This window comes from Streptomyces sp. NPDC050610, from assembly GCF_040654875.1.
GTDB lineage: Bacteria > Actinomycetota > Actinomycetes > Streptomycetales > Streptomycetaceae > Streptomyces.
This window is the reverse complement of record NZ_JBFAIV010000013.1, coordinates 92,005-117,581: the sequence shown is the minus strand read 5'-3', so window position 1 is coordinate 117,581 and position 25,577 is coordinate 92,005. Positions and strand designations below refer to the sequence as shown.

Here is a 25,577-nt window from a genome sequence, read left to right as displayed (position 1 = left end):
GGACCTTTGGCCTGGTCGAGTCAGGGGCCAGGGTCCTCCTCGCCAGGGGCGGCAGGACCCGCCTCGGGCAGGAGGTAGCGGTACCCCATGCCGCGTACGGACTCCAGCGGATCGGCGGTCCCGGCCCCGGCGGCCTGCCGCAGCTTGCGGCGCACCCGCAACACCGCGAACTTCACCCGCTCCGCGCCCGTCCCCTCCTGGTCGTGCCAGACCCGCGCCAGCAGCTGCTCGGTGGTCACCACCCGGCCCCGGTTGCGGACCAGGACCTGGAGCAGCCGGTACTCGATGCCGCTCAGCCGCACCTCGTGCCCCTGCCAGATCGCCGAGCGCCGCTCGGGCACCAGCTGCAGCCCCTGGGCGGCCTCGGCGGTCGCCCACTGGGTGGGGCCGGCCCGCCGCAGCAGCGCCTCGACGCGGGCGAGGAACTCCTCGTTCCCGAACGGCTTGGGCAGATAGTCGTCCGCCCCGGCCCGCAGCCCGCGCACCCGGTCCGACTCCGCGCCGCGCGCCGTGAGCAGCAGGATGGGCAGATCCGCCATGTCGCGGGTGCGCTCCAGCACCTCCCAGCCGTCGAGCAGCGGCAGATTGATGTCGAGCACCATGAGCGAGGGCCGGTCGGCGAAGAGCCGCCGCAGCCCCTCCCGCCCGTCGCCCGCGCGCACCACCTCGTACCCGGAGCGGGTGAGCAGCACCCGCAGCGCGAGCGCGAGATCGGGGTCGTCCTCCACGACGAGGACGCGCGTCACGACGGGTCCCGGGCGTCGGACGCCGGCAGCGGCAGCCGGAGCCGGAAGACGGCCCCCTGCCCCTCGCCGCCGGCGACGCCGATGGTCCCGCCGTGCAGCTGGACCGTGTCGCGGCTCACCGAGAGGCCGAGCCCCGTGCCGGGGTAGCGGCCGCCGCGGGCGTTGGGGGCCCGCACGAACCCCTGGAAGATCTCCTCCTCGAACCCCTCGGGGACGCCGATGCCGGTGTCGGCGACCTCGATCTCCCAGTGCCCGTCGCGGGGCGCCGCCGTCACCGCGACGCTCCCGCCGCGCGGGGTGAACTTCACGGCGTTCTCCAGCAGATTGCCCAGGACCTGCTGGAGCCGGTGCTCGTCCCCGCGCAGCGGCGGCCCCGCCGCGCAGTCCAGGCTGAGGAAGACGCCCGCCGCCGTCGCCGCGGCCATGTGGTCCTGTACGGCGTTCTCCAGCATCCGGCCGACGCGCACGTCGCCGAACTCCAGCTCCAGCTGGGCCGAACGGGTCGTGGTGGCCGCCAGCAGATCGCTGATCACGCCCCGTATCCGCTCGGCGTTGCGGTGGATCGCGTCCAGGAACATGCGCTGGTCGGCGCTGAGCTTCCCGGCCGCCGGGTCCGTCAGCAGCTCGCAGAAGCTGATGATGGACGCCAGCGGGGTGCGCAGCTCGTGCGAGGCGGACGCCATGAACCGGTTGCGCCGCCGGACCAGCTCGGTCAGCGCCCGGTTGTCCCGCTCCAGCTCGCGCTCGGCGCGCTTGTGCTCGGTGATGTCCCGGGCGGTCCACAGCGAGCCGAGCAGCTGGCCGCGCAGCCGCAGCGGCTCGACCGTCCGCACGATGGTCCGGCCGTCGGCGAGCGGGATCTCGGCGGACCGCTGCACGCGGAAGGCGCCGGTGGCGATGGCGGTCCCCACGGACCAGTCCGGCGGGTCCGCGTACCGGGCGAGCACGGCCTCGACGATGGGCTCCAGCGCGGCGCCGGGGGCGGTGTCGATCCCGGCCAGCCCGAATATGTCGACGAACCGCTGGTTGACCGCGACGACCGCGCTGCCGAGCCCCTGGAAGATCGCCGCTTCCGGCAGCGCCTCCATGACCGCTTGAAGCCGGTCCTGGTCCCCTGACGCCACGTCTCTCACCCGCCTCTGTTTCTCACCCGTCTCTCATGGACGCGCGGAACCAATGATCCCGGAAAGGGCGTTTTCAGGGTGTCCGTACGCGAAGGAGTTGCGCCATCCGATGAACAAGCCAGTGCGGCGCACCGCCGTGTTCTCCCTCTTCCTCGTCCTCTGCCTGCTGCTGTGGGTCACCTGGGTGCAGGCGGCCGAGGCCGGCGGCCTGGACGACAATCCGCACAACGAGCGGCTGTCCATCGCGAAGTACGCGCATCCGCTCGGCGACATCGTCGTCGGCGGCGCCTCGGTCACCGGCTCCGCCGCCACCGACGGCGACCTCAAGTACAAGCGCACCTACCGGGACGGCCCGCTCTACGCCCCGGTGACCGGCTACTCCTCCCAGATCTACGGCTCCACCCAGCTGGAGTCCCTCGACCAGTCCGTGCTCGACGGCTCCGACCCCCGGCTGAAGAACCCCGGCCAGGCGCTCCTGCGGGAGCCCCCGAAGCCCGGCGATGTGATCACCACCATCGACCCGGCCGTGCAGAAGGCCGCGTACCAGGCGCTGGGCGGCAAGACGGGCGCGGCCGTCGCGCTCGACCCCGCCACCGGCAAGATCCTCGGCATGGCCAGCACCCCCTCGTACGACCCGAGCTCCTTCTCGGGCATGTCGGAGGCCGACCAGAAGGCGTGGGAGAAGCTCCAGAAGGACCCCGCGCAGCCCATGGTCAACCGCGCGCTGCGGCAGCCGCTCGCGCCCGGCTCGACCTTCAAGCTGGTGGTGGCCGCGGCGGCGCTGGAGAACGGCCTCTACTCCTCCATCGACGACAAGACCAAGACGCCCGACCCCTATCTGCTGCCGGGCACCCACACCTATGTGCACAACGAGAGCGCCGCGGACCCCTGCGAGAACGCCAGCCTCCGCCAGGCGCTCCAGTACTCGTGCAACACCGTCTTCGCGAACATCGCGGTCCACCTCGGCGAGCACAAGCTCAGCGAGCAGGCGGCGAAGTTCGGCTTCGACGACAACAAGATCGACGTCCCGACGCGGGCCTACAAGAGCGTCTTCCCTTCGGGGATGAACGCGGCCCAGACCGGCCTCTCCGGCTTCGGCCAGTTCGACGTCACCGCCACGCCGCTCCAGATGGCCATGGTCACCTCCGCCATCGCCAACGACGGCAAGCTGATGTCCCCCTACGTGGTGGACCGCACCACGGACGGCAGCTCCGGCGCGCTGGACGTCACCGAGCCGCGTACGTACAAGGACGGCCGGGTGATGTCCGCGGACACCGCCCACCAGCTCCAGTCCGCCATGCGGACCGTGGTCGAGAAGGGCACCGGCGGCAACGCGAAGATCGGCGGGCTGACCGTCGGCGGCAAGACCGGCACCGCGCAGCACGGCGTGGACAACAGCGGCAAGCCGTACGCCTGGTTCGTCTCGTACGCGCAGGACGGCCACGGCAAGCGGGTCGCGGTCGCCGTCATGGTCCAGTCCAGCGACGCCGAGCGGGCCGAGGTCTCCGGCAACGGCCAGGCCGCCCCCGTGGCGAAGGCCATGATGCGAGCCGCCCTGGGGTGACCCCCAGCACGACCGCGTTCTCCGTAGACTGGGCGGTGTGAGTGAGCGCCCCCGAAACGACGACGCCCAGAGCGACGGCCCCGACCGGTTCGACGAGGCCGGCGAGGCCGGAGCGGTCGATGAGTTCGACGAGATCGCAGCGGCCGAGACCGGCCGCGACCCCGACCTGGCCGTGATCGAGGCGGGCAGCCGGACCCTGCGCGCCCAGTCGGGGCCGCCGCAGGGCGACGGCGTGCCCGCCCGCCCGGCCGACCCCGAGGTGGAGCGCGCGCTGCGCGAGGTGGAGACGGAGCTCGCGGGGCGCTGGGGCGAGACCAAGCTCGACCCGTCCCTGGTGCGCATCGAGGCGCTGATGGACATCCTGGGGCAGCCGCAGCGCGCCTACCCCTCGATCCACATCACCGGCACCAACGGCAAGACCAGCACCGCCCGGATGGTCGAGGCGCTGCTCGGCGGCTTCGACCTCCGTACGGGCCGCTACACGAGCCCGCACGTCCAGTCGGTCACCGAGCGGATCAGCCTGGACGGCGCGCCGATCGCGCCCGAGCGGTTCGTCGAGACGTTCCGGGACATCGAGCCGTACGTCCAGATGACCGACGAGCGGCAGGGCTTCCGGCTCTCCTTCTTCGAGGTGCTGACGGCCATGGCGTACGCGGCCTTCGCGGACGCCCCGGTGGACGTCGCCGTCGTCGAGGTCGGCATGGGCGGCACCTGGGACGCGACCAACGTCATCGACGGATCGGTCGCCGTGGTCACCCCCATCTCCCTCGACCACACCGACCGGCTCGGCTCCACGCCCGGCGAGATCGCCTCGGAGAAGGCCGGGATCGTCAAGAAGGACGCCACGGTCGTCCTCGCGCAGCAGCCGGTGGACGCCGCCCAGGTGCTGCTCAAGCGGGCCGTCGAGGTGGACGCCACGGTGGCCCGCGAGGGCATGGAGTTCGGCGTGGTCTCCCGCGAGGTCGCGGTCGGCGGGCAGCTGATGACGCTGCGCGGGCTCGGCGGCGAGTACCCGGACATCTTCCTGCCGCTGCACGGCGCGCACCAGGCGCACAACGCCGCGGTGGCGCTGGCGGCCGTGGAGGCGTTCTTCGGGATCGGCTCGGAGCACGCCCGTACGCTCGACATCGACGCGATCCGCACGGCCTTCGCCTCGGTCGTCTCGCCGGGCCGGCTGGAGACCGTGCGGAGCAGCCCGTCCGTGGTGCTGGACGCGGCCCACAACCCGGGCGGCGCGCGGGCCGCGGCCGAGGCGGTCACCGAGGCGTTCGGCTTCAGCAGGCTGATCGGCGTCGTCGGGGCGAGCGAGGGCAAGGACGTACGGGGGCTGCTCGAAGCTTTTGAGCCGATTTTCACCGAGGTCGTGGTGACCCGGAACTCCAGCCACCGCGCGATGGACGCGGACGAGCTGGCCGCCGTCGCGGTCGAGGTGTTCGGGCCGGACCGGGTGCAGGTCGAGCCGCGCCTGGACGACGCGCTGGAGGCGGCGATCACGCTGGCCGAGGAGGAGGGCGAGTTCTCGGGCGCGGGGGTGCTGGTGACCGGGTCCGTGATCACGGTCGGCGAGGCGCGCATGCTGCTGGGGAGGGCCTGACATGCGTACGTTGTGCGCTTCCACTCTGATCGGTGAATTCTTCGTGATCGGCTTCGCCGGGCTGGTCGCCATGCAGACCAGCGACCTGTCGGCGGGCACGGTCTGGGCGGTCAGCGGCACCGCGATGGTGCTCAGCGTGCTGCTGTGCGGAATGCTGGGGCGGCCCGGCGGCGTGCAGCTCGGCTGGCTGCTCCAGATCGGGCTGGTCGCGAGCGGGTTCGTGGTGCCGATGATGTTCATCCTGGGCGTGGTCTTCGGCGGGCTGTGGTGGGCGTCGGTCCACTTCGGCCGGAAGGTGGACGAGGCCAAGGCCCGGTTCGCGGCGTCGCCCGACGCCGCGTAGCGACGCTGCGTAACGGCCTGTCCGATCCCCCCTGTAGCCTCAGAGGACTCTTAGCCGTACGCACCGAAGGAGCCCACCCCGTGAGCCAGCGCACCCTCGTCCTCCTCAAGCCCGACGCGGTCGCGCGCGGACTCGTCGGCGAGATCATCGGCCGTATCGAGCGCAAGGCGGGCTGGACGATCAGCGCGCTGGAGCTGCGGACCCTGGACCGGGCGATCCTTGAGCAGCACTACGCCGAGCACGTGGGCCGGGAGTTCTACGAGCCGCTGCTGGCCTTCATGTCCTCCGGCCCGGTGGCGGCGCTGATCGTCGAGGGCGAGCGGGTCATCGAGGGCGTGCGGACGCTGGCCGGGCCCACGGACCCGATCAAGGCCCAGGGCGGTTCGATCCGTGGCGACTTCGGCACCATCACCCGGGAGAACCTCATCCACGCCTCGGACTCCGAGGAGTCCGCGGAGCGCGAAATCAAGATTTTCTTCCCGGCCGCCGCCTGACACCCGATCAGCTCCATACCTTTCTGACCAGGGGCGACCGATACCCATCGGTCGCCCAGCGGTCCTTTCCGCGGCGAACGGGGGAACCCGTCACCCCGACACGGCGTCACCATTACTGGGGCAGGCTCATATTCCGCCGACAATGGCGGAGGAACCCTCGCACCGCGTTCGAGCGGGCGAGACTACGATGGAGGCTCCCGCGCCCCTTGGCGCACCACCACCTGCCGCCCTCAAGTAAGCATCGCTCCAGCTGGGAAGGCCAGACGTATCCTCATGGGGAACAACATGTCGTTCATCGGCCGTGACATGGCTGTCGACCTCGGGACCGCCAACACGCTGGTGTACGTCAGAGGCCGCGGCATCGTCCTCAACGAGCCGTCGGTCGTCGCCATCAACACCAACACCGGCGGCATCCTGGCGGTCGGCGCAGAGGCCAAGAAGATGATCGGCCGGACCCCCGGCAACATCGTGGCCGTGCGCCCCCTCAAGGACGGCGTGATCGCGGACTTCGAGATCACCGAGCGGATGCTCCGCTACTTCATCCTCAAGATCCACAAGCGCCGGTGGATGGCCCGCCCCCGCGTCGTGGTCTGCGTGCCCTCCGGCATCACCGGCGTCGAGCGCCGCGCGGTCATCGAGGCGTCCACCCAGGCCGGCGCGCGCCAGGTGCACATCATCGAGGAGCCGATGGCCGCCGCGATCGGTTCCGGCCTGCCGGTCCACGAGGCCACCGGCAACATGGTCGTCGACATCGGCGGCGGCACCACCGAGGTCGCCGTCATCTCGCTCGGCGGAATCGTCACGGCGCAGTCCATCCGCGTCGCCGGCGACGAGCTGGACAACGCGATCATCCAGCACATCAAGAAGGAGTACAGCCTCCTCCTCGGCGAGCGCACCGCCGAGAGCATCAAGATCACCATCGGCTCGGCGTACGACCTGGACAAGGACGAGCACACCGAGATCCGCGGCCGCGACCTCGTCTCCGGCCTCCCCAAGACCGTGGTGATCTCCGCCGCCGAAGTCCGCAAGGCCATCGAGGAACCCGTCAACTCCATCGTCGACGCGGTCAAGACCACCCTCGACAAGTGCCCCCCGGAGCTGTCCGGCGACGTCATGGACCGCGGCATCGTGCTCACCGGCGGCGGCGCCCTGCTCCGCGGCCTCGACGAGCGGCTGCGCCGCGAGACCGGCATGCCGATCCACATCGCCGAGGACCCGCTGGACTCCGTCGCCCTCGGCTCCGGCAAGTGCGTCGAGGAGTTCGAGGCCCTCCAGCAGGTGCTGGACGCCCAGCCCCGCAGATGACCACCGGCGCGGCCCCCTCCCGACCCGGCCACCGCCCGGCCGGGAGGGGCACACCGGGCACGGCCGACGACCATCTGCGCGGCGGATCGTTGATATACAGGCACGAGGGCCACTCCGCCCCCTGATCCACCCTGATCCCCAGGACAGGTCCTAACGCTCCCGATGACCGGTCCGGGCCCGCAGCCGACCGGCCCGACGAGAAGGGCACGCCGCCGCACGTGAGGGACACACGAGAGAGCCGGCTGCTACTGGTGCTGCTGGTCGCCATCGCGTTCGCACTGATCACGATGGATATCCGCGGCGGCGAGCAGTCCCCGCTCGACGGCGCCCGCAAAGCCGCCGCATCCGCCTTCGGCCCGGTCGAACGCGGCGTCGCAGCCGCCGTCGACCCCGTCGGCAACGCCGTCGCCGCCGTCCGCGACTCCGGCGGCCGGCACAGCCGGATCAGCCAACTGGAGCGCGAGAACACCGCCCTGCGGCAGAAGCTCGGCAGCGACGACCGCAACCGCGGCCGGGTCCGCGAGCTCGACAAGCTCCTCAAGACCGCCGGAGCCGGCCAGTACGGCATCAAGGGCGCCCAGGTCATCGCCATAGGAGCGGCCCAGGGCTTCTCCTGGACCGTCACCATCGACGCCGGCGGCAACGACGGCCTCAAGCGCGACATGACCGTCATAAACGGTGACGGCCTCGTCGGCCGCGTCACCACCGTCGCGCCCTCCACCGCCACCGTGCTGCTCGCCGGCGACCCCAAGTTCACCGTCGGCACCCGGATGGAGAAGACCGGCGAGATCGGCTTCGCGGGCGGCCAGGGCGAAGGCGCCCTGAAGGTCGAACTCCTCAACGGCAAGGCCGCCGTGAAGAAGGGCGACCGCCTCGTCACCTTCGGCTCCAGCAAGGACAAGCCCTTCGTCCCCGGCGTCCCGGTCGGCGAGGTGACCCGCGTCGACCCCTCGCACGGCGACCTGACCCGCACCCTCCAGGTACGGCCCTTCGTCGGCTTCACCAAGCTCGACATCGTCGGCATCGTCGTCCAGCCGCCGCGCCAGGACCCGCGGGACACCGTGCTGCCCCCGAAGTCCACCCCCAAGCCCACGCCGACGGTGACGGTCACCGCCACCCCCACCACGGGCGCCACCCCCAGGAGCTGACCGATGCGCCTCAACCGGACCCTGCTCGCCACGCTCCTGGTCGTCGTCGCCCTCGTGGTCCAGGTCTGCGTCCTCGCCCGCCTCCACCTGCCCGGCGCCGTTCCCGACCTGCTGCTGCTCGTCGTCGTCAGCCTCGCGCTCGTCTACGGGCATGTCGCGGGCTGCCTCATCGGCTTCGGCGCCGGACTCCTCGCCGACCTCGCGCCGCCCGCCGACCACGCCGCCGGCCGCTACGCCCTCGTGCTCTGCCTGATCGGCTACCTCGCCGGGCTGGTCAAGCCCGACAACGGCAGGCTCCGTTCGGCCGCCGGCCCGCTGGTCGTCGTGTTCGCCGCCGCCGTCGGCTCCACCCTGCTGTACGCGGGCGTCGGCTCCCTCGTCGGCGACTCCGCCGCCCGCCACGTGGGCGTCACCAGCCTCGTGTTCACCGCCGCCCTCTACGACGTGCTGCTGGCCCCCTTCACCGTGCCGCTGATCATGGCCCTGGCCCGGCGCACCGAGTACGACCCCCTCGCGGGAGAGGGGACCTCGGGATCGGCCGGCGGCGACAGCGCCTGGCTGACCTCGTACAGCACGGGCCGCGGCGGCAAGCTCGGCAAGGGCTCCGGCATCGGCGGCCAGCGCGGCGGGCTGCTCACCAAGCCGGCCAAGGGCAAGCCGGGCCGGCTCAAGGGGGTCAAGCGCCTGTGACGCCCCCTTCGAGGCCGCCCGTCCCGCTCTCCGCCCGGCCGCGGCCCCGCGCCGCCGGCCCGTACCGCGCCCGCCCGGACCAGGAACGGGACCACGGCCAGGACCACGACCAGCGACAGGAAGGGGCATCGTGACCAACATCCCGGAGACCGGCCGGACGTCCCGCGTCAACATCCGGCTCATCATCATCCAGGTGCTGGTCTTCTCCCTCCTGCTGACCCTCGGCGGCCGCCTCTGGTACCTCCAGATCCGCAACGGCGACGAATACACCGCCGAAGCCGCCAACAACCACATCCAGCAGGTCGTCGACCCCGCCACCCGCGGCTCGATACTGGACGCCCGCGGCGTGCCGCTCGCCGACAACGAGACCCGGCTCGTCGTCACCGCCGACCGCACCGAACTGATGCGGATGAAGGACCGCGGCAAGGCCGTGCTCGGCCGCCTCGCCGACGTCCTCGGGCTGAACGCGAAGGACGTCGCCGCCAAGGTCCGGCTCTGCGACGCCAAGACGCCCCGCCCCTGCTGGAACGGCTCGCCCTACCAGCCCATCCCCATCACCGACGAGGCCACCACCCAGCAGGCCCTCCAGATCCGCGAGCGCGCCGAGGACTTCCCCGGCATCACCGCCGAGCCCACGCCCGTACGCCGCTACGCGGGCCCCGGCAAGTCCAACACCGCCCAGGTGCTCGGCTACCTCTCGCCCGTCACCGACGACGAGATCACCAAGGCCAAGAACACCCGCTCCCCGCTGCTGCGCTCCGACCAGATCGGCCGCTCCGGGCTGGAGCGCCAGTACGACTCCGTGCTGCGCGGCAACGCGGGCGTCACCCGCTACGAGGTCGACAACCTCGGCCGCGTCATCGGCAAGGCCAAGAGCGACAAGTCGCAGCCCGGCTCCAACCTCGTCACCAGCATCGACGCCCGGGTCCAGGCCATAGCGGAGAAGGAGCTCAACCAGGCGATGAAGGACGCCCGCAAGGAGTTCGACAAGAACACCGGCCGCAACTACAAGGCCGACGCGGGCTCGGTCGTCGTGATGGAGGCCAAGACCGGCCGGGTCGTCGCCATGGCCTCCAACCCCACCTACGACCCCAACGCCTGGGTCGGCGGCATCTCCGGCAAGGACTACAAGCAGCTCACCGGCAAGGACTCCAACTACCCGCTGCTCAACCGCGCCATCCAGGGCCAGTCCGCCCCCGGCTCGGTCTTCAAGGCCATCTCCGCGACCGCCGCCGTCAACGCCGGATACGACTTCGACGGCAAGTACAACTGCTCCAGCTCGTACAGCATCGGCAACCAGGTCTTCAAGAACTTCGAGTCCAAGGGGTACGGACCGATCAACCTCGGCCGCGCCCTGGAGGTCTCCTGCGACACCGTCTTCTACGACCTGGCCTACCGCCAGTGGCAGAAGGACGGCGGCAACAACCCCAAGCACCCCGCCGACTGGTTCTACCGGACCGCCCACCAGTTCGGCCTCGGCAACGAGACCGGCGTCGACCTCCCCAACGAGGTCAGCGGCCGGGTCCCGGACCGCCAGTGGAAGAAGAAGTACTGGGACGCCAACAAGGACTCCTGGTGCCGGCAGGGCAAGGACGACGACAGCTACGCCGGGAAGATCGCCAAGGAGAACTGCGAATCCGGCATGCGGATGCGCGCCGGTGACTCCGTCAACTACTCCATCGGCCAGGGCGACACCCTCGTCACCCCCATCCAGATGGCCACCATCTACTCGGCCATCAGCAACGGCGGCACCCTCTACAACCCCACCGTCGGCAAGGCCGTCGTCAGCCCCGACGGCAAGCACGTCGACGAGATCCAGCCCAAGTCCCACGGCAAGCTGCCCTTCAAGGGCCGCACCCGCGACCAGCTCGACTCCGCACTCGCGGGCGTCGCGACCCGCGGCAGCGCCGCCTGGCGGTTCCAGGGCTGGCCCCAGAAGCAGATCCCGATGCACGCCAAGACCGGTACCGCGGAGGTCTACGGCAAGCAGACCACCTCCTGGTTCACGACGTACACCAAGGACTACACGGTCGTCATGACCATCTCCCAGGGCGGCACCGGCTCCGGCGCCTCCGGGCCCGCGGTGCGCAAGATCTACGACGCCCTCTACGGAGTCGACGACAAGGGCCACATCGACGAGAAGAAGGCGCTCCTGCCGAGCCCCGAGGCGAAGCTCCCCAAGATCGAGAGCGACGGCTCGATCGAGGCCCAGGCCATCGGCGCCGGGAGGCGGAAGCCGTGACCACCGCCCAGAAGTTCTCCATCAGCCGCTACGCGCCCGAGCGCTCCGCCTGGCGCAAGCTCACCGCACGCGACTCCATCGTCCGCCGCCTCGACTGGACGATGCTGCTGGCGGCCTTCGTGCTGTCCGCGATGAGCACCCTGCTCGTCTACTCCGCCACCCGCGGCCGCACCGAGCTCAACCACGGTGACCCCTACTACTTCCTGCTCCGCAACGCCCTCAACATCGGCATAGGGATCGCCCTCGCCGTCGGCACCATCTGGCTCGGCCACCGCACCCTGCGCGGCGCCGTGCCCATCCTGTACGGCATCTCGGTGCTCCTCACCGCCGCCGTCCTCACCCCGCTGGGCGCCACCATCAACGGCGCGCGCTCCTGGATCCAGCTCCCCGCGGGCTTCTCCATCCAGCCCTCCGAGTTCATCAAGATCACGATCACCCTCGGCATGGCCATGCTGCTGGCCGCCAAGGTCGACGCGGGGGACCGCCCGTACCCCGACCACCGCACGGTCCTCCAGGCCCTCGGCCTCGCCGCCCTGCCGATCCTGATCATCCTGCTGATGCCGGACCTCGGCTCGGTGATGGTGCTCGTCGTGATCGTCCTCGCCGCGCTGCTCGCCTCCGGCGCCTCCAACCGCTGGATCGTCGGCCTGATCGGCACGGGCGTCGCGGGCTGCCTGCTGATCTGGCAGCTCGGCGTCCTCGACGAGTACCAGATCAACCGCTTCGCGGCCTTCGCCAACCCCGCCCTCGACCCGGCCGGCGTCGGCTACAACACCAACCAGGCCCGGATCGCCATCGGCTCCGGCCGTCTCACCGGCTCCGGCCTCTTCCACGGCTCCCAGACCACCGGCCAGTTCGTCCCCGAGCAGCAGACCGACTTCATCTACTCCGTCGCGGGCGAGGAGCTCGGCTTCATAGGAGCTGGCCTGATCATCGTGCTGCTCGGCGTCGTCCTGTGGCGCGCCTGCCGCATCGCCCGCGACACCACCGAGCTGTACGGCACGGTCGTCGCCGCCGGGATCATCGCCTGGTTCGCCTTCCAGGCGTTCGAGAACATCGGCATGACGCTCGGCATCATGCCGGTCACCGGGCTGCCGCTGCCCTTCGTCTCCTACGGCGGCTCGTCGATGTTCGCCGCCTGGATCGCCATAGGGCTGCTCCAGTCCATCAAGGTGCAGCGCCCGCTCTCCGCCTGACGGACCGTCACGCGCGGTCCGGCCCCCTCCGCGGCGGCGCCGGCCGTGCTTCCTCCCTCCCGCCCGCCACGCCCTGACAACAGGGCGCGGCGGCGCGAGACTTGAGGGCGCACGACCGGAGCCCGACGACCGCACAGGAGGAGAACGATGCGACACGGTGACATCTCATCCAGCCCGGACACCGTCGGTGTCGCGGTGGTCAACTACAAGATGCCCCGCCTGCACACCCGGGCCGAGGTGCTCCAGAACGCCCGCCGGATCGCGGAGATGGTGGTGGGCATGAAGACCGGCCTGCCCGGCATGGACCTCGTCGTATTCCCGGAGTACTCCACCCAGGGCATCATGTACGACACCGACGAGATGTACGCCACCGCCGCCACCGTGCCCGGCGAGGAGACCGACATCTTCGCCGCGGCCTGTCGCGAGGCGGGCACCTGGGGCGTCTTCTCGCTCACCGGCGAACGCCACGAGGACCACCCGGGCAAACCCCCGTACAACACGCTCGTCCTCATCGACGACCGCGGCGAGATCGTCCAGAAATACCGCAAGATCCTGCCGTGGTGCCCGGTCGAGCACTGGTACCCGGGCGACTCCACCTTCGTCTCCGAGGGCCCCAAGGGCCTGCGGATCTCGCTGATCATCTGCGACGACGGCAACTACCCGGAGATCTGGCGGGACTGCGCCATGAAGGGCGCCGAGCTGATCGTGCGCTGCCAGGGCTACATGTACCCCGCCAAGGACCAGCAGATCATGATGGCCAAGGCGATGGCCTGGGCGAACAACTGCTACGTCGCCGTCGCCAACGCCGCCGGCTTCGACGGCGTGTACTCCTACTTCGGGCACTCCTCGATCGTCGGGTTCGACGGCCGTACGCTCGGCGAGACCGGCGAGGAGGAGTACGGCGTCCAGTACGCGCAGCTCTCCGTCTCCGCCATCCGCGACGCGCGCGCCCACGACCAGTCCCAGAACCACCTGTACAAGCTGCTGCACCGCGGCTACTCCGCGCTCCACGACGCCGGGGAGGGGGCGGTGGGCGTGGCGGACTGCCCGTTCGACTTCTACACGCTCTGGACCACCGACCCCCGCAAGGCCGCCGAGAACGTCGAGGCGATCACGCGCGACACCGCCGGGGTGCCCGGGTGCCCCGTCGGCTCCCTGCCCGTCGAGCGCCCGCGCGAGTGAGTCCGCGGCCGAGCCACGGACGCCCCGCGCGGGGACTGCCCAGACCCGTGGCCCAGGACTAGATTCCGGCCCATGGCGGACACCGTGCGGGAGTACGAGCGGAAGTACGAAGCGGCCGGTACGGCCCGGCTGCCCTCGCTGACCGGCGTGAGCCGGGTCGCGACCGTGGCCGACGACGGCGTCGTCGAACTCGACGCCGTCTACTACGACACCGCGGACCGCCGGCTGGCCGCCGCGGGCATCACCCTGCGGCGGCGCACCGGCGGCGAGGACGCGGGCTGGCACCTCAAGCTGCCGGTCTCCCCGGGCGTACGCGACGAGGTCCGCGCCCCGCTCGCCGACGCCGTGCCGGGCGCGCTCACCGCGCTCATACGGTCGCGGGTGCGCACCGCCCCCCTCGTACCGCTGCTGCGGCTGCGCACGCGCCGGGGCGTACACCGGCTGCTGGACGGCGACGGCCGGCAGCTCGCGGAGGTCGCCGTCGACTCCGTCGCGGCGCGGCGGCTGGACGCCGGAGGCGGTGCACGGACCGCGCGGTGGTCCGAGATCGAGGTGGAGCTGGCGGAATGGGGCGACGAGGCGCTCCTCGACGCCGTGGAGAAGAAGCTCACGAAGGCCGGACTGCGGCCGGCGACGGCCGCTTCGAAACTGGCGCGGGGGCTGCGGGAAACGGAGACGGAACCGGAGCCGGGGCCGGAGCACGAGAGGGCGAACGGCGGCAAGGGGGAACAGGGCGAGAAGACCGGTAAGGGCGGTAAGACCGGTAAGAGGGACAAGGCCGGCGAGCCGAGTGCCCTGTCGGGGGCCCCTTCGGACAAGCCGCCGGACCGGCCCCCGGACCGGCTCCCGGCGGCCGAGTGGACCGCCGCCGACCATGTTCTGACGTACGTACGACGGCAGGTCGACGCCATCGTCGTACTCGACCCGGCCGTACGCCACGACCAGCCCGACTCCGTGCACCAGATGCGTGTGGCGACCCGGCGGACCCGCAGCGCGCTGCGCTCGTACGGAAAGATCCTCGACCGGGCGGCCACCGACCCCATCGGCTCCGAACTACGATGGCTGGCAGGCGAGTTGGGCGTGGACCGGGACCGGGAGGTGCTCGCCGACCGGCTGACAACCGCCCTCGGCAAACTGCCGGGCGAACTGCGCACGGGCCCGGTCCGCACCCGGCTGCGCACCTGGTCCCGCGCCCGCCGCCACGGCTCGCGGCGCCGGCTGCTCGCCGTCCTCGACGGCGAGCGCTACCTGACGCTCCTGGACACCCTCGACGCGCTCGTCGCCGATCCGCCGCTGCGCCCGAAGCGCCCGGAGCGGCCGGAGAACGCGCTGGCCGCGGCCGTACTGCGGGAGTACGAGCGGCTGGGCGGACAGATCGCCGAGGCGCTGGAGGCGCCCGCGGGCCCGCGGCGCGACATCGCCATACACGAGGCGCGCAAGTCGGCGAAGCGCGCGCGGTACGCGGCGGAGGCGGCCGCTCCCGCGCTCGGCGAACCGGCCGAGAGCGTCACCGCGCACACGAAGGCGCTCCAGAGCCTGCTCGGCGAGCACCAGGACAGCGTCATGGCCCGGCTGGCCCTGCGCGAGCTGGCGGCGCTGGCGCAGGAGGCGGGGGAAAGCGCGTTCACCTACGGGGTGCTGTACGGGCGCCAGGAGCGGGCGGCGGCGGACTGCGAGGAGGGGCTGATGCGCAACGGGACGCGGCTGATGCCGGACCGGATCGCGGCCCTCAAGGGTGAGCCCCCGCCGCCCCGCCCGCGCGTGCGCCGGTGGCTCACGAAGGAGGAGGCCGAGGCCATGGCGTCGGGCGCGGACGAGCCGCGGGCGGACTGCGCGCGGTGAACGGACGTACGCGGCCCGTCTCCCGGCCCAGCCGTCCTGGTCCGGCCATCCCGGCCCGGCCGTCCTGATCCGGCCCCCTGGCCCGGCCGCTCTGGCCTGGCTGTTCCGGCCCGGCCGTCCGAACCCGGCCGGACGCCGTACGCCGGGCCGCTCCAGGGGCGTTACGCTAGAGAGTCGCCCCCCAGTCAGCTCAGGAAAGTTCTCGATGTCTGTCGATTCGGTCTTCCCACAGCTCGAAGCTCTGCTCCCGCATGTGCAGAAGCCCATTCAGTACGTCGGCGGTGAGCTGAACTCCACCGTCAAGGACTGGGACGCCTGCGCTGTCCGCTGGGCGCTCATGTACCCCGACGCGTACGAGGTGGGGCTGCCCAACCAGGGCGTCATGATCCTCTACGAGGTGCTCAACGAGCGCCCGGACGTCCTGGCCGAGCGCACGTACAGCGTCTGGCCGGACCTCGAAGAGCTGATGCGCGAGCACGAGGTCCCGCAGTTCACGGTGGACGCGCACCGCCCCGTCGGCGCCTTCGATGTGTTCGGGCTCTCCTTCTCCACCGAGCTCGGCTACACCAACATGCTCACGGCCCTGGACCTCGCGGGCATCCCGATGGAGTCCAAGGACCGCACGGTCGAACACCCCATCGTGCTCGCCGGCGGCCACGCCGCCTTCAACCCGGAGCCGATCGCGGACTTCATCGACTGCGCGGTCGTCGGCGACGGCGAGCAGGCGGTCCTGGAGATCACCGACATCATCCGGGACTGGAAGGCGGAGGGCCGCCCCGGCGGACGGGACGAGGTGCTGCTGCGCCTCGCGCGGACCGGCAGCGTGTACGTACCGCGCTTCTACGACGTCGAGTACCTGGCCGACGGCCGGATCGCCCGCGTCGTGCCCAACCGCTCGGGCGTGCCGTGGCGGGTGTCCAAGCACACCGTCATGGACCTCGACGAGTGGCCCTACCCGAAGCAGCCGCTGGTCCCGCTCGCGGAGACCGTGCACGAGCGCATGTCGGTGGAGATCTTCCGCGGCTGCACCAGGGGCTGCCGCTTCTGCCAGGCGGGCATGATCACGCGCCCGGTGCGGGAGCGGTCGATCACCGGCATCGGCGACATGGTGGACAAGGGGCTCAAGGCGACGGGCTTCGAGGAGGTCGGCCTGCTCTCGCTGTCCTCCGCGGACCACACCGAGATCGGCGAGATCGCCAAGGGGCTCGCGGACCGGTACACGGAGGACAAGGTCGGCCTGTCGCTGCCGTCCACCCGCGTCGACGCCTTCAACATCGACCTCGCCAACGAACTGACGCGCAACGGCCGCCGCTCCGGACTGACGTTCGCCCCCGAGGGCGGCTCCGAGCGCATCCGCAAGGTCATCAACAAGATGGTCTCGGAAGAGGACCTGATCCGGACCGTCTCGACGGCGTACGGCAACGGCTGGCGCCAGGTGAAGCTGTACTTCATGTGCGGCCTGCCCACCGAGACGGACGACGACGTCCTCCAGATCGGCGACATGGCCGTCAACGTGATCGCCGAGGGCCGCAAGGTCTCGGGGCAGAACGACATCCGCTGCACCGTCTCCATCGGCGGCTTCGTCCCCAAGCCGCACACGCCGTTCCAGTGGGCCCCGCAGCTCTCCGCCGAGGAGACCGACGCCCGGCTCCAGAAGCTCCGCGACAAGATCCGCGGCGACAAGAAGTACGGCCGCTCCATCGGCTTCCGCTACCACGACGGCAAGCCCGGCATCGTCGAGGGCCTCCTCTCCCGCGGCGACCGCCGTATCGGCTCCGTCATCCGCGCGGTCTACGAGAGCGGCGGCCGCTTCGACGGCTGGCGCGAGCACTTCAGCTACGACCGCTGGATGATCGCCGCCGAGAAGACGCTCCCCGAGTTCGGCGTGGACGTCGCCTGGTACACCACCCGCGAGCGCACCTACGAGGAGGTCCTGCCCTGGGACCACCTCGACTCGGGCCTCGACAAGGACTGGCTCTGGGAGGACTGGCAGGACGCGCTCGACGAGACGGAGGTCGACGACTGCCGGTGGACTCCGTGCTTCGACTGCGGCGTCTGCCCGCAGATGGACACCGAGATCCAGATCGGCCCTACGGGCAAGAAGCTGCTCCCGCTTGAGGTCAAGAAGTAGCCCGGGTATGGCGGTGCTCCCAGCGGAGCGCCGGGCTGCCGTCGAGCCAGTAGATGTGGGACCGGGCGGTGACGCGGAGCCGTAGGGCGGAGATGCCGGGGCTTCCCGCGTCCCGCCACGCGGTGAGCGTCCGCTCGACGTCGTCCCACAGGTCGACGGGGCCGCCCTGGCGTACGGACCAGCCGTCGCCGTTCCCGTCGCCGTCGGGGGTGAACTCGGCGAACGACTCGCGCTCAGAGTCGAAGAGATAGAACAGCCGGGCCCCGTCCTGGGCTGTCGCGCGGACCAGCTGGGCCCCGAGCGCGGCGAGCTGGGCGAGGGGAAGGCGGGCATCCCTTCCGCCAGCAGAACGGGCGGCACCTCCGCCGCCCGCTCGCTGTCGGCATAGGCCGTACGGGCGGACAGATCCCCGGTCACCGGCCAGGTACACACCTGGCTCCAGGAACAACTCCCGCGGCACGGCCTCGACCGCTGCGCGCCACTGGGAGGTGACGAGGACGCCGGCTTCCTCCAGCCTGGCGGCGAGGGCGCGCCGCTCGGATGCTGTGTCGGCTCCCCGCAGGCGGGAGGTGAACCGTGCGTCGGAAGAAGTCGTCACGTGGACTCCTCGGAGTGGGTTTCGGTTCGTGAACCGTGCCGTGAGGAGAGGGGTGCGTTGCGCGTCGGCGGCAGCGGGTGGCGATCGGTTGACGCTCGCACAGCATTCCGTATTGCCGACTGGATGGGCGAAATGTTTCTGCATTGGTGCTGGCTCGGTATCCTGAATGCGCATTCGCAGCCAATTGCGGCACCCCTTTGAGAGGGCGGCTCTTATGTCCAAGACCATGATCGATATTGATGACGAGGCTCTGGCGTTGGCGGCCGAGGCGTTGGGGACGAAGACGAAGAAGGACACCGTCAACGCGGCGCTCGCGGAAATAGGGGCACGGCTTCGGCGGCAGCGGGCGTGGGCCGACCTGGTTGCCCTGGATGAAGAAGGCGCTTTTGACAAGGCGCGCGAACCTGGGTTCAAGGAGGAGGTCAGGGGGGCGTGGGGGACTGCGGAACGGATTGCTTCTTGATCGATACCTCGGCCGCCGGGCGTATCCACAGGGCGGGTCCCATGGAGAAGTGGGCACCCGTCCTACGTCAGGGGCGCATTGGCATGTGTGCGCCGACGGAAGCAGAACTGCTCTTTTCGGCTCGATCCACCGATCAGTACGAGCGGATACACGAGGGTTTCGGGGCTCTCTACGCGTGGCGGGGAGTTCCGGACGATGCTTGGGCCCGGGTGCACGAGTTGCAGAGCGGATTGGCTCGTGCGGGGTGTCACCGTTCCGCCGGAATCGTTGACCTCCTCGTAGCCGTGACAGCCCTGCACCACCGCCTCACGCTGCTGCACTACGACCGTGACTTCGAGACCGTCGCCGAGCACACGGGGCTCAGGACTCAGTGGGTCGCGGAGCCCGGGGCCGTCGACTGATCTTCTCGGGCGGTTTGCGGGCGTCGGTGCACAATGACCCGATGCCACAGCTCATCGCGCCCACCGCTCGCGTTCACGCCTCTTTCCTCGCCGCCATGGACGAGTTCCGGGCCGAGGGGTACGGGAGCACGGTGCGGCAGTCGACCATGGCCCGTGAGATTCGCGAGTACGACGGGAAGTGGGACGACACCGACGGCTTCGCCGCGTATATCCGGATGCTGGCGGACGGCCTGGCGGGGGAGTCGCAGGGGTGGGTGGCCGTGACCACGCTCTGGTACGTGGACGGGGACGAGTACCTCGGGCGGCTTTCCGTACGGCATCGCCTCACCCCCGAGCTGCTCGAACTCGGCGGGCACATCGGCTACGGCGTACGGCCCTCCGCGCGTCGCCGCGGGCATGCCACCGGGATGCTGCGGGCCTCGCTGCCCGTCGTGCACGGGCTGGGGATCGATCCGGTGCTCGTCACCTGTGACGTCGGCAACACGGCCTCCCGCAGGGTGATCGAGGCGTGCGGCGGTGAACTGGAGGACGAGCGCGGGGGCAAGCTGCGGTACTGGATCGCCACGGCGGGGTGACCCGGCGCCCGGCACGGGGCAGGGCTCGGCACTGGACAGGGGCCCGCGCAGGTCCGGACCTGGCGGCGGGCGGAGCCCGCGGGGGAGCGGTGCGGCGTGGGGCACGTACCCTGGGAACAACGTCCGGGCGCGACTGTTGTCCCCGCCCACGCGGGGGCGATCCGGACAGGACGGCGCTCGACGTGCGCCATCCGGGACGGTCCCCGCCGACGCTGGGACGGCGTCCAGTAGCGCCCCCGCACCAAGGAGAAGTAACACTGGGCAAGCGACAGCCCGAAGGCCCGCCGCCCGCACCCGCGGTGCAGCGCATCCGCCTGCGCTACACCAAGCGCGGCCGCCTCCGGTTCACCAGCCACCGTGACTTCCAGCGCGCCTTCGAGCGCGCGCTGCGCCGCGCCGAGGTGCCCATGGCGTACTCGGCGGGATTCACCCCGCACCCCAAGGTGTCATACGCGAACGCGGCCCCCACCGGTACGGGCAGCGAGGCCGAGTACCTGGAGATTCAGCTCACCACCGAGCGGGACCCCGAGAAACTCCGCGTCCTGCTGGACGAGTCGATGCCCGCCGGGCTCGACATCACCGACGCGGTGGAGGCTCACACCTCGTCGTTCGCCGACCGGCTCCAGGCGTCCGTATGGGAGCTGAGGCTCGACGGCGTACGGGCCGAGGACGCCGAACGGGCCGTCGGGGCGTTCCTGGCGGCGGAGACCGTGGAGGTCGAGCGCCGTACGAAAAACGGGTTGCGGACCTTCGACGCGCGTGCCGCGGTCGTCCGTCTCGAAGCGTTCACGGCCCCGGCCGATAGGCCCGACCTCACTGCCTGTGCGATACTGCGGCTGGTTGTTCGGCATTTGACACCTGCCGTTCGACCCGACGACGTCCTGTCCGGTCTCCGCGCCACGGCCGACCTGGCGCCGCCGGTCCCCGCTGCGGTGACCAGGCTGGCGCAGGGGCTGCTCGATGAGGAGTCCGGCACGGTGACCGACCCGCTCGCGCCCGACCGCGACGCTGCCACGGCCGCCCCACCCACGGCCGCCGGGCTGAGTGCCGCGAAGGCGACGGCCGGGGACTCCCCGCCGAAGGCCGGGGAAGGTTCCGCGTAGGACGGCCGTCGACGCGCCGCCGATCCACCAGGGAGCCACCCGGGCCCGGCAGGCGCACTGACCAGGAGACTTTCGCCGGTGCCGACGACTCGGACCCGGCGAGCGAGACGACAGCTCCCGTGCGGCGCCCGCGCCCCGGAGGCGGAACCGCGCACATCACGCGGACCGCAGACCGGACACAGACGCGGCGCCCGGGAGCGTGACGGGAGAACCGCCCGCATGTTCGAGCCGATCGAACCCAATGAGGCGGCGCGCTACAGCGCTGCCGGGGACAACACAGACGACACCCCCAGCGACACCCTGCCGCCGCGCCGCCGGCGCCGCGCGGCCTCCCGGCCGGCGGGCCCGCCGGCCCCGGTAGCGGGCGATGCCGCCGCACCGGCCGCCGCCGAGCGTGTTCAGCCGGCGTCGGAGAACTCCGCGGCACCGGCCGCCGAGGCCCCGGACGACGCCGCGCCCGCGCGTCCGCGCCGCCGTGCCACCCGCAAGGCGACCGCCCCGGCGGGCGCGCCCCGGAACGGTACGGACGCCGAGGCCCCGGCCGTAGCCGATACGGCGGCGCCGAGTGCTCCGGCCGTGGAGACCTCGGCCGCCGAGCCGGCCGAGGCGAGCGGGGACGCCAAGCCCGCTCGTACGCGCCGCCGTGCCACCCGCAAGGCGGCCGCTCCCGAGGGCGCGCCCCAGACGGCCGCCGCCCAGACGGATGCCGTGCAGACGGATGCTGTGGAGCCGGACGCGGACCAGGCGAAGGGTGAGGCCGCCGCCGAGCGGGCCGAGGCGCCCGTCGAGGAGACGAAGCCCGCTCGTACGCGCCGCCGCGCCACCCGTAAGACGGCCGCCCCGGTGGCGGAGCCCGTGGTCGAGGAGCCCGCGACGGACGAGGCCGAGTCCGAGGATGACGAAGCCGAGGCTGTCTCCGCCGAGCCCGTAGCCCCCGAAGCCGCCGCCCCGGCCGCCGAGAGCTCGAAGCCCGCCCGTACGCGCCGCCGTGCGTCCCGCTCCGAGAGCGCGCCGGAAGCCCGTGCCGAGAGCGCTGAGAGCGCCGCGCCCGCCGTCGCGGAGAAGGCGGAGAAGCCGGAGAAGGCCGAGAAGCCCGCCGAGTCGGGAGAGCCCGGCGAGGACGCGCCGCGCGGCCGTGGCCGTCGCCGCGCCGTCCGGCCGCCGTCGGCCGTCTTCCAGGCGCCGGTGTTCACCGAGCCGATGTTCCAGACGCCGGAGAGCGCCGCGGCCGCGGCCGCCGCCTCCGTGGAGCCGGAGCAGGACGAGCCCGAGGCCGAGACCGAGACCGTGGAAGAGGCTCCGGCCGAGCAGCGGCAGCCCGCCGCGGGCGGCCGTCGCCGTCGCCGCCGTCGCGGTGAGGCCGCCGAGCCCGAGCAGGCCGCTGCCCCCGCGCCCGCCCCCGCCGAGGAGAGCGCGGATGCGGATGCCGACGCGGAGCAGGCCGACGACTCCGAGGACGCCGCGAACGGCGACGACGAGTCGGGCGACCGCCCCTCGCGCCGCCGCCGCCGGGGCGGCCGTCGCCGCCGCCGTGGCGAGGCCGCGGACTCCGACGACGAGCAGGAGCAGGAGAGCGAGAAGTCCGACGCCGAGCCGGAGGCCGGGCGGGACGCCGAGTCCGCCGACGACGACTCCGACGACGAGGACGATCAGGGCGGTTCGGGCTCCGCGAGCAGCCGCCGCCGGCGCCGTCGCCGGCGCCGCAGCGGGGACGGCCAGGACGCCGAGGGCGGCGGCGACGACCCGGAGCGTACGGTCGTCAAGGTCCGCGAGCCCCGTAAGAAGGAGGCCGAGCGCGAGCCCGGCACCGGCTTCGACGAGGTCCAGTCCATCAAGGGCTCGACCCGTATGGAGGCCAAGAAGCAGCGCCGCCGCGAGGGCCGCGAGCAGGGCCGCCGCCGGGTGCCGATCATCACGGAGGCCGAGTTCCTGGCCCGCCGCGAGGCCGTCGAGCGCGTGATGGTGGTGCGCCAGAGCGGTGAGCGCACCCAGATCGGCGTGCTGGAGGACGACGTCCTCGTCGAGCACTTCGTCAACAAGGAGCAGGCCACCAGCTACGTCGGCAACGTCTACCTGGGCAAGGTCCAGAACGTGCTGCCGTCCATGGAGGCCGCCTTCGTCGACATCGGCAAGGGCCGCAACGCCGTCCTGTACGCCGGTGAGGTCAACTTCGAGGCGCTCGGGATGGCCAACGGCCCCCGGCGCATCGAGACCGCCCTGAAGTCCGGTCAGCCCGTGCTGGTCCAGGTCACCAAGGACCCGATCGGCCACAAGGGCGCCCGGCTCACCAGCCAGGTGTCGCTGCCGGGCCGCTACCTCGTGTACGTGCCCGAGGGCTCGATGACCGGCATCAGCCGCAAGCTCCCGGACACCGAGCGGTCGCGGCTGAAGCAGATCCTCAAGAAGATCGTTCCCGAGGACGCGGGCGTCATCGTCCGCACCGCCGCCGAGGGCGCGAGCGAGGACGAGCTGCGCCGGGACGTGGAGCGCCTCCAGGCGCAGTGGGAGGAGATCCAGAAGAAGGCGAAGAGCGGCGGCGGCTCCAACGCCCCGACCCTGCTCTACGGCGAGCCGGACATGACCGTCCGGGTCGTCCGCGACATCTTCAACGAGGACTTCTCCAAGGTCATCGTGAGCGGCGCCGACGCCTGGGAGACGATCCACGGATACGTCGCGCACGTCGCGCCCGACCTCACCGACCGGCTGCAGAAGTGGACGTCGGACGTCGACGTCTTCGCCACGTACCGGATCGACGAGCAGCTGATGAAGGCGCTGGACCGCAAGGTCTGGCTGCCCAGCGGCGGCTCGCTCGTCATCGACCGGACCGAGGCGATGATCGTCGTCGACGTCAACACCGGGAAGTTCACCGGCCAGGGCGGCAACCTGGAGGAGACGGTCACCAGGAACAACCTGGAGGCGGCCGAGGAGATCGTGCGCCAGCTGCGGCTGCGCGACCTCGGCGGCATCATCGTGATCGACTTCATCGACATGGTGCTGGAGTCCAACCGCGACCTCGTGCTGCGGCGGCTGCTGGAGTGCCTGGGCCGGGACCGCACCAAGCACCAGGTGGCCGAGGTCACCTCGCTGGGCCTGGTCCAGATGACCCGCAAGCGGGTCGGGCAGGGGCTGCTGGAGTCCTTCTCCGAGCCGTGCGTGCACTGCAACGGCCGCGGCGTGATCGTCCACATGGACCAGCCGACCGCCGCCGCCGGTGGCGGCGGTGGCGGCAAGCGCGGCAAGAAGAAGGGCAAGTCCGGGGGCGGCGGCCAGCAGCACGACCACGATCACGAGCACGACCACGAGCAGCCGCTCGCGGACGAGCCGGCGGCTGTGGCCGAGCGGGAGCCGCAGCCCGAGCTGGAGCCCGTGGCGGTGACGGAGGCCGAGCTGCGGCCGGCGGTCGAGGCGGACGACGAGTGGTTCGGCAGCCCGGCGGAGGCGCAGGCGGCCGCCGAGTCGCGCGGCCGTGGGCGGGGGCGCCGTCGGGCGACCCGCAAGGTGTCGGCTCCGGCGGGCCCGCCGAAGGCCGAGGCGGAAGCCGACGCGGAGGCCGAGGCCGCGGCCACGGTGGTCGTGCCGGCCGAGCCGGAGCCGGTGGCCGAGCCCGAGCCGGTGGCCGAGGCCCCGGCGAGCGAGCCGGAGGCAGCCTCCGAGCCCGTCGTCCAGCAGGACGCCGAGCCGAAGCCGGTACGTACGCGCCGCCGGGCGACCCGCAAGGCGACCGCTCCGGCGGGCTCCCCGACGGCTGCCGAGGACGCTTCCGTGGTCGTCGTCAGCGCGCCCGCGGAGGAGCCGAAGCCGGAGCCGGAGGCTGAGTCGGAGACGGCGGCCGTCGAACCGGCGGCCGTCGAACCGGCGGTCGCCGAGGCGGCAGAAGAGCCGTCCGCCGACGCCGAGGAGGCCGCACCGGCCAAGAAGGCGGTCCGCAAGAAGGCCGCCGCCACGGCGAAGAAGGCCCCGGCCAAGAAGGCGCCGGCGAAGAAGGCCGCTGCCGCCAAGAAGACCGCGGCGAAGAAGACGACGGCCAAGAAGACGGTCGCCAAGAAGACGACGGCGAAGAAGGCCCCGGCCAAGAAGACGACGAAGAAGGCCGCGGCGGCGGAGCAGCCGCAGTCCTCCGTCTCCGCTTCCACCGAGGACTGAGCCGCAGGCACGTCGTCAGTGCTGCCGGGAACCGATCGTCTCGGTGACCCGCGCAAGGGGCCGGTACGCATCCGTGCGTACCGGCCCCGGCCCGTACCGCCGGCTCCGGCTCGTACGGGCCCGTAGGCTCGTACGGGCGGCGGTACGGGGCAGCCCGTCCGGGGCGGCGGGGGCCGGTTTGACCCCGTGGTCAAGGGCCCCGTAACCTGGAGCGTCGGCGTGTGCAACGCGCCAAACCCCTGAGCACATCCCTTCCGGCTCCGCCGGTAGAGGCCGCTCGTCCATTCGGATCTCACGGGCCGTTCGCGGACCGTGTGAGCGGCTGGCATCAGAGGTCCCGTTTACTAGCGAGAGAGTGAGATCCGCGTGTACGCAATCGTGCGTAGCGGCGGCCGTCAGCACAAGGTTGCTGTTGGTGACGTCCTTGAGGTCGACAAGATTTCCACCGGCAAGGTTGGCGACGCGGTCGAGCTCTCGACGCTGCTCGTCGTCGACGGCGACGCGGTCACCAGCGACCCGTGGGTGCTGGCCGGCGTCAAGGTCCAGGCCGAGATCGTGGACCACCACAAGGGTGCCAAGATCGACATCCTGAAGTACAAGAACAAGACCGGCTACCGCAAGCGGATCGGTCACCGCCAGCAGTACACGGCGATCAAGATCACCGGCATCGACGCGGCTGCTAAGTAAGGGACT

Annotated in this window: 21 protein-coding genes and 1 pseudogene; 19 read left to right on the top strand and 3 right to left on the bottom strand. The window is 71.6% G+C overall.

The features are described from left to right. Positions 1–20: 20 nt before the first annotated feature. Together AB0I22_RS18210 and AB0I22_RS18205 are read right to left on the bottom strand one after the other, a co-directional pair. A complete protein-coding gene (locus tag AB0I22_RS18210; protein ID WP_363131799.1) occupies positions 21–746 on the bottom strand; it encodes a response regulator transcription factor in 726 nt (241 codons plus the stop codon). Then, positions 743–1,870, bottom strand: coding sequence for a HAMP domain-containing sensor histidine kinase (locus AB0I22_RS18205; protein ID WP_363131798.1), 1,128 nt, complete (start codon positions 1,868–1,870; stop codon positions 743–745). Before AB0I22_RS18205 ends, AB0I22_RS18210 begins: the two co-directional genes overlap by 4 nt. Before the next feature lie 109 nt (positions 1,871–1,979). On the opposite strand from AB0I22_RS18205, the gene AB0I22_RS18200 reads away from it, so the two are divergent. The 12 genes from AB0I22_RS18200 (at position 1,980) to AB0I22_RS18145 (ending at position 17,601) form a co-directional block, all read left to right on the top strand. Next, the gene (locus AB0I22_RS18200) at positions 1,980–3,434 is read left to right on the top strand and encodes a penicillin-binding transpeptidase domain-containing protein (protein ID WP_363131797.1); all 1,455 of its coding nucleotides are present in this window, start codon (positions 1,980–1,982) and stop codon (positions 3,432–3,434) included. A gap of 133 nt (positions 3,435–3,567) precedes the next feature. Next, positions 3,568–5,028, top strand: a complete 1,461-nt coding sequence (locus AB0I22_RS18195; protein WP_363131877.1) for a folylpolyglutamate synthase/dihydrofolate synthase family protein — start codon at positions 3,568–3,570, stop codon at positions 5,026–5,028. Between the two features lies 1 nt (position 5,029). After that, positions 5,030–5,371, top strand: a complete 342-nt coding sequence (locus AB0I22_RS18190; RefSeq protein ID WP_363131796.1) for a DUF4233 domain-containing protein — start codon at positions 5,030–5,032, stop codon at positions 5,369–5,371. A gap of 80 nt (positions 5,372–5,451) precedes the next feature. Then, positions 5,452–5,865 (top strand): nucleoside-diphosphate kinase, encoded by a 414-nt coding sequence (gene ndk / locus AB0I22_RS18185; protein WP_363131795.1) that lies wholly within the window; start codon positions 5,452–5,454, stop codon positions 5,863–5,865. Between the two features lie 285 nt (positions 5,866–6,150). Next, a complete protein-coding gene (locus AB0I22_RS18180; protein ID WP_030890125.1) occupies positions 6,151–7,170 on the top strand; it encodes a rod shape-determining protein in 1,020 nt (339 codons plus the stop codon). A 218-nt stretch (positions 7,171–7,388) separates the two neighbouring features. Further along, positions 7,389–8,318, top strand: coding sequence for a rod shape-determining protein MreC (gene mreC, locus AB0I22_RS18175; protein WP_363131794.1), 930 nt, complete (start codon positions 7,389–7,391; stop codon positions 8,316–8,318). Positions 8,319–8,321: 3 nt separating this feature from the next. Beyond that, positions 8,322–9,008, top strand: coding sequence for a rod shape-determining protein MreD (mreD, locus tag AB0I22_RS18170; protein ID WP_363131793.1), 687 nt, complete (start codon positions 8,322–8,324; stop codon positions 9,006–9,008). Positions 9,009–9,138: 130 nt separating this feature from the next. Continuing rightward, complete coding sequence (mrdA, locus tag AB0I22_RS18165; RefSeq protein ID WP_363131792.1) at positions 9,139–11,250, top strand: penicillin-binding protein 2; 2,112 nt, start codon at positions 9,139–9,141, stop codon at positions 11,248–11,250. Beyond that, positions 11,247–12,446: a rod shape-determining protein RodA gene (rodA, locus tag AB0I22_RS18160; RefSeq protein ID WP_363131791.1), complete on the top strand. Its 1,200-nt coding sequence runs from the start codon at positions 11,247–11,249 to the stop codon at positions 12,444–12,446. The genes mrdA and rodA overlap by 4 nt, the downstream gene beginning before the upstream one ends. A gap of 147 nt (positions 12,447–12,593) precedes the next feature. Next, positions 12,594–13,628 carry an aliphatic amidase gene (locus tag AB0I22_RS18155; RefSeq protein WP_363131790.1) on the top strand — a complete coding sequence of 345 codons (1,035 nt, stop codon included), beginning with the start codon at positions 12,594–12,596 and terminating at the stop codon, positions 13,626–13,628. A gap of 72 nt (positions 13,629–13,700) precedes the next feature. Next, positions 13,701–15,470 carry a CYTH and CHAD domain-containing protein gene (locus AB0I22_RS18150; protein WP_363131789.1) on the top strand — a complete coding sequence of 590 codons (1,770 nt, stop codon included), beginning with the start codon at positions 13,701–13,703 and terminating at the stop codon, positions 15,468–15,470. A 205-nt stretch (positions 15,471–15,675) separates the two neighbouring features. Continuing rightward, positions 15,676–17,601 carry a TIGR03960 family B12-binding radical SAM protein gene (locus AB0I22_RS18145; protein WP_363131788.1) on the top strand — a complete coding sequence of 642 codons (1,926 nt, stop codon included), beginning with the start codon at positions 15,676–15,678 and terminating at the stop codon, positions 17,599–17,601. Here the strand turns inward: AB0I22_RS18145 and AB0I22_RS18140 are convergent. Further along, positions 17,591–18,199, bottom strand: coding sequence for a hypothetical protein (locus AB0I22_RS18140; protein WP_363131787.1), 609 nt, complete (start codon positions 18,197–18,199; stop codon positions 17,591–17,593). The genes AB0I22_RS18145 and AB0I22_RS18140 overlap by 11 nt on opposite strands. A 214-nt stretch (positions 18,200–18,413) precedes the next feature. On the opposite strand from AB0I22_RS18140, the gene AB0I22_RS18135 reads away from it, so the two are divergent. The 7 genes and pseudogenes from AB0I22_RS18135 (at position 18,414) to rplU (ending at position 25,571) form a co-directional block, all read left to right on the top strand. Then, positions 18,414–18,662 (top strand): type II toxin-antitoxin system VapB family antitoxin, encoded by a 249-nt coding sequence (locus AB0I22_RS18135; RefSeq protein ID WP_363131786.1) that lies wholly within the window; start codon positions 18,414–18,416, stop codon positions 18,660–18,662. 41 nt (positions 18,663–18,703) lie between these two features. Then, the gene (locus tag AB0I22_RS18130) at positions 18,704–19,063 is read left to right on the top strand and encodes a PIN domain nuclease (RefSeq protein ID WP_363131785.1); all 360 of its coding nucleotides are present in this window, start codon (positions 18,704–18,706) and stop codon (positions 19,061–19,063) included. A 33-nt stretch (positions 19,064–19,096) separates the two neighbouring features. Then, a pseudogene (locus tag AB0I22_RS18125) lies at positions 19,097–19,153 on the top strand (hypothetical protein); the annotation flags it as partial. A gap of 5 nt (positions 19,154–19,158) precedes the next feature. Continuing rightward, positions 19,159–19,638, top strand: a complete 480-nt coding sequence (locus tag AB0I22_RS18120) for a GNAT family N-acetyltransferase (protein ID WP_363131784.1) — start codon at positions 19,159–19,161, stop codon at positions 19,636–19,638. 299 nt (positions 19,639–19,937) lie between these two features. Continuing rightward, complete coding sequence (locus AB0I22_RS18115) at positions 19,938–20,741, top strand: TIGR03936 family radical SAM-associated protein (RefSeq protein WP_363131783.1); 804 nt, start codon at positions 19,938–19,940, stop codon at positions 20,739–20,741. Positions 20,742–20,960: 219 nt separating this feature from the next. Further along, positions 20,961–24,884 (top strand): Rne/Rng family ribonuclease, encoded by a 3,924-nt coding sequence (locus AB0I22_RS18110; protein WP_363131782.1) that lies wholly within the window; start codon positions 20,961–20,963, stop codon positions 24,882–24,884. A gap of 366 nt (positions 24,885–25,250) precedes the next feature. Then, positions 25,251–25,571 carry a 50S ribosomal protein L21 gene (gene rplU, locus AB0I22_RS18105; protein ID WP_030876900.1) on the top strand — a complete coding sequence of 107 codons (321 nt, stop codon included), beginning with the start codon at positions 25,251–25,253 and terminating at the stop codon, positions 25,569–25,571. Positions 25,572–25,577 lie beyond the last annotated feature (6 nt).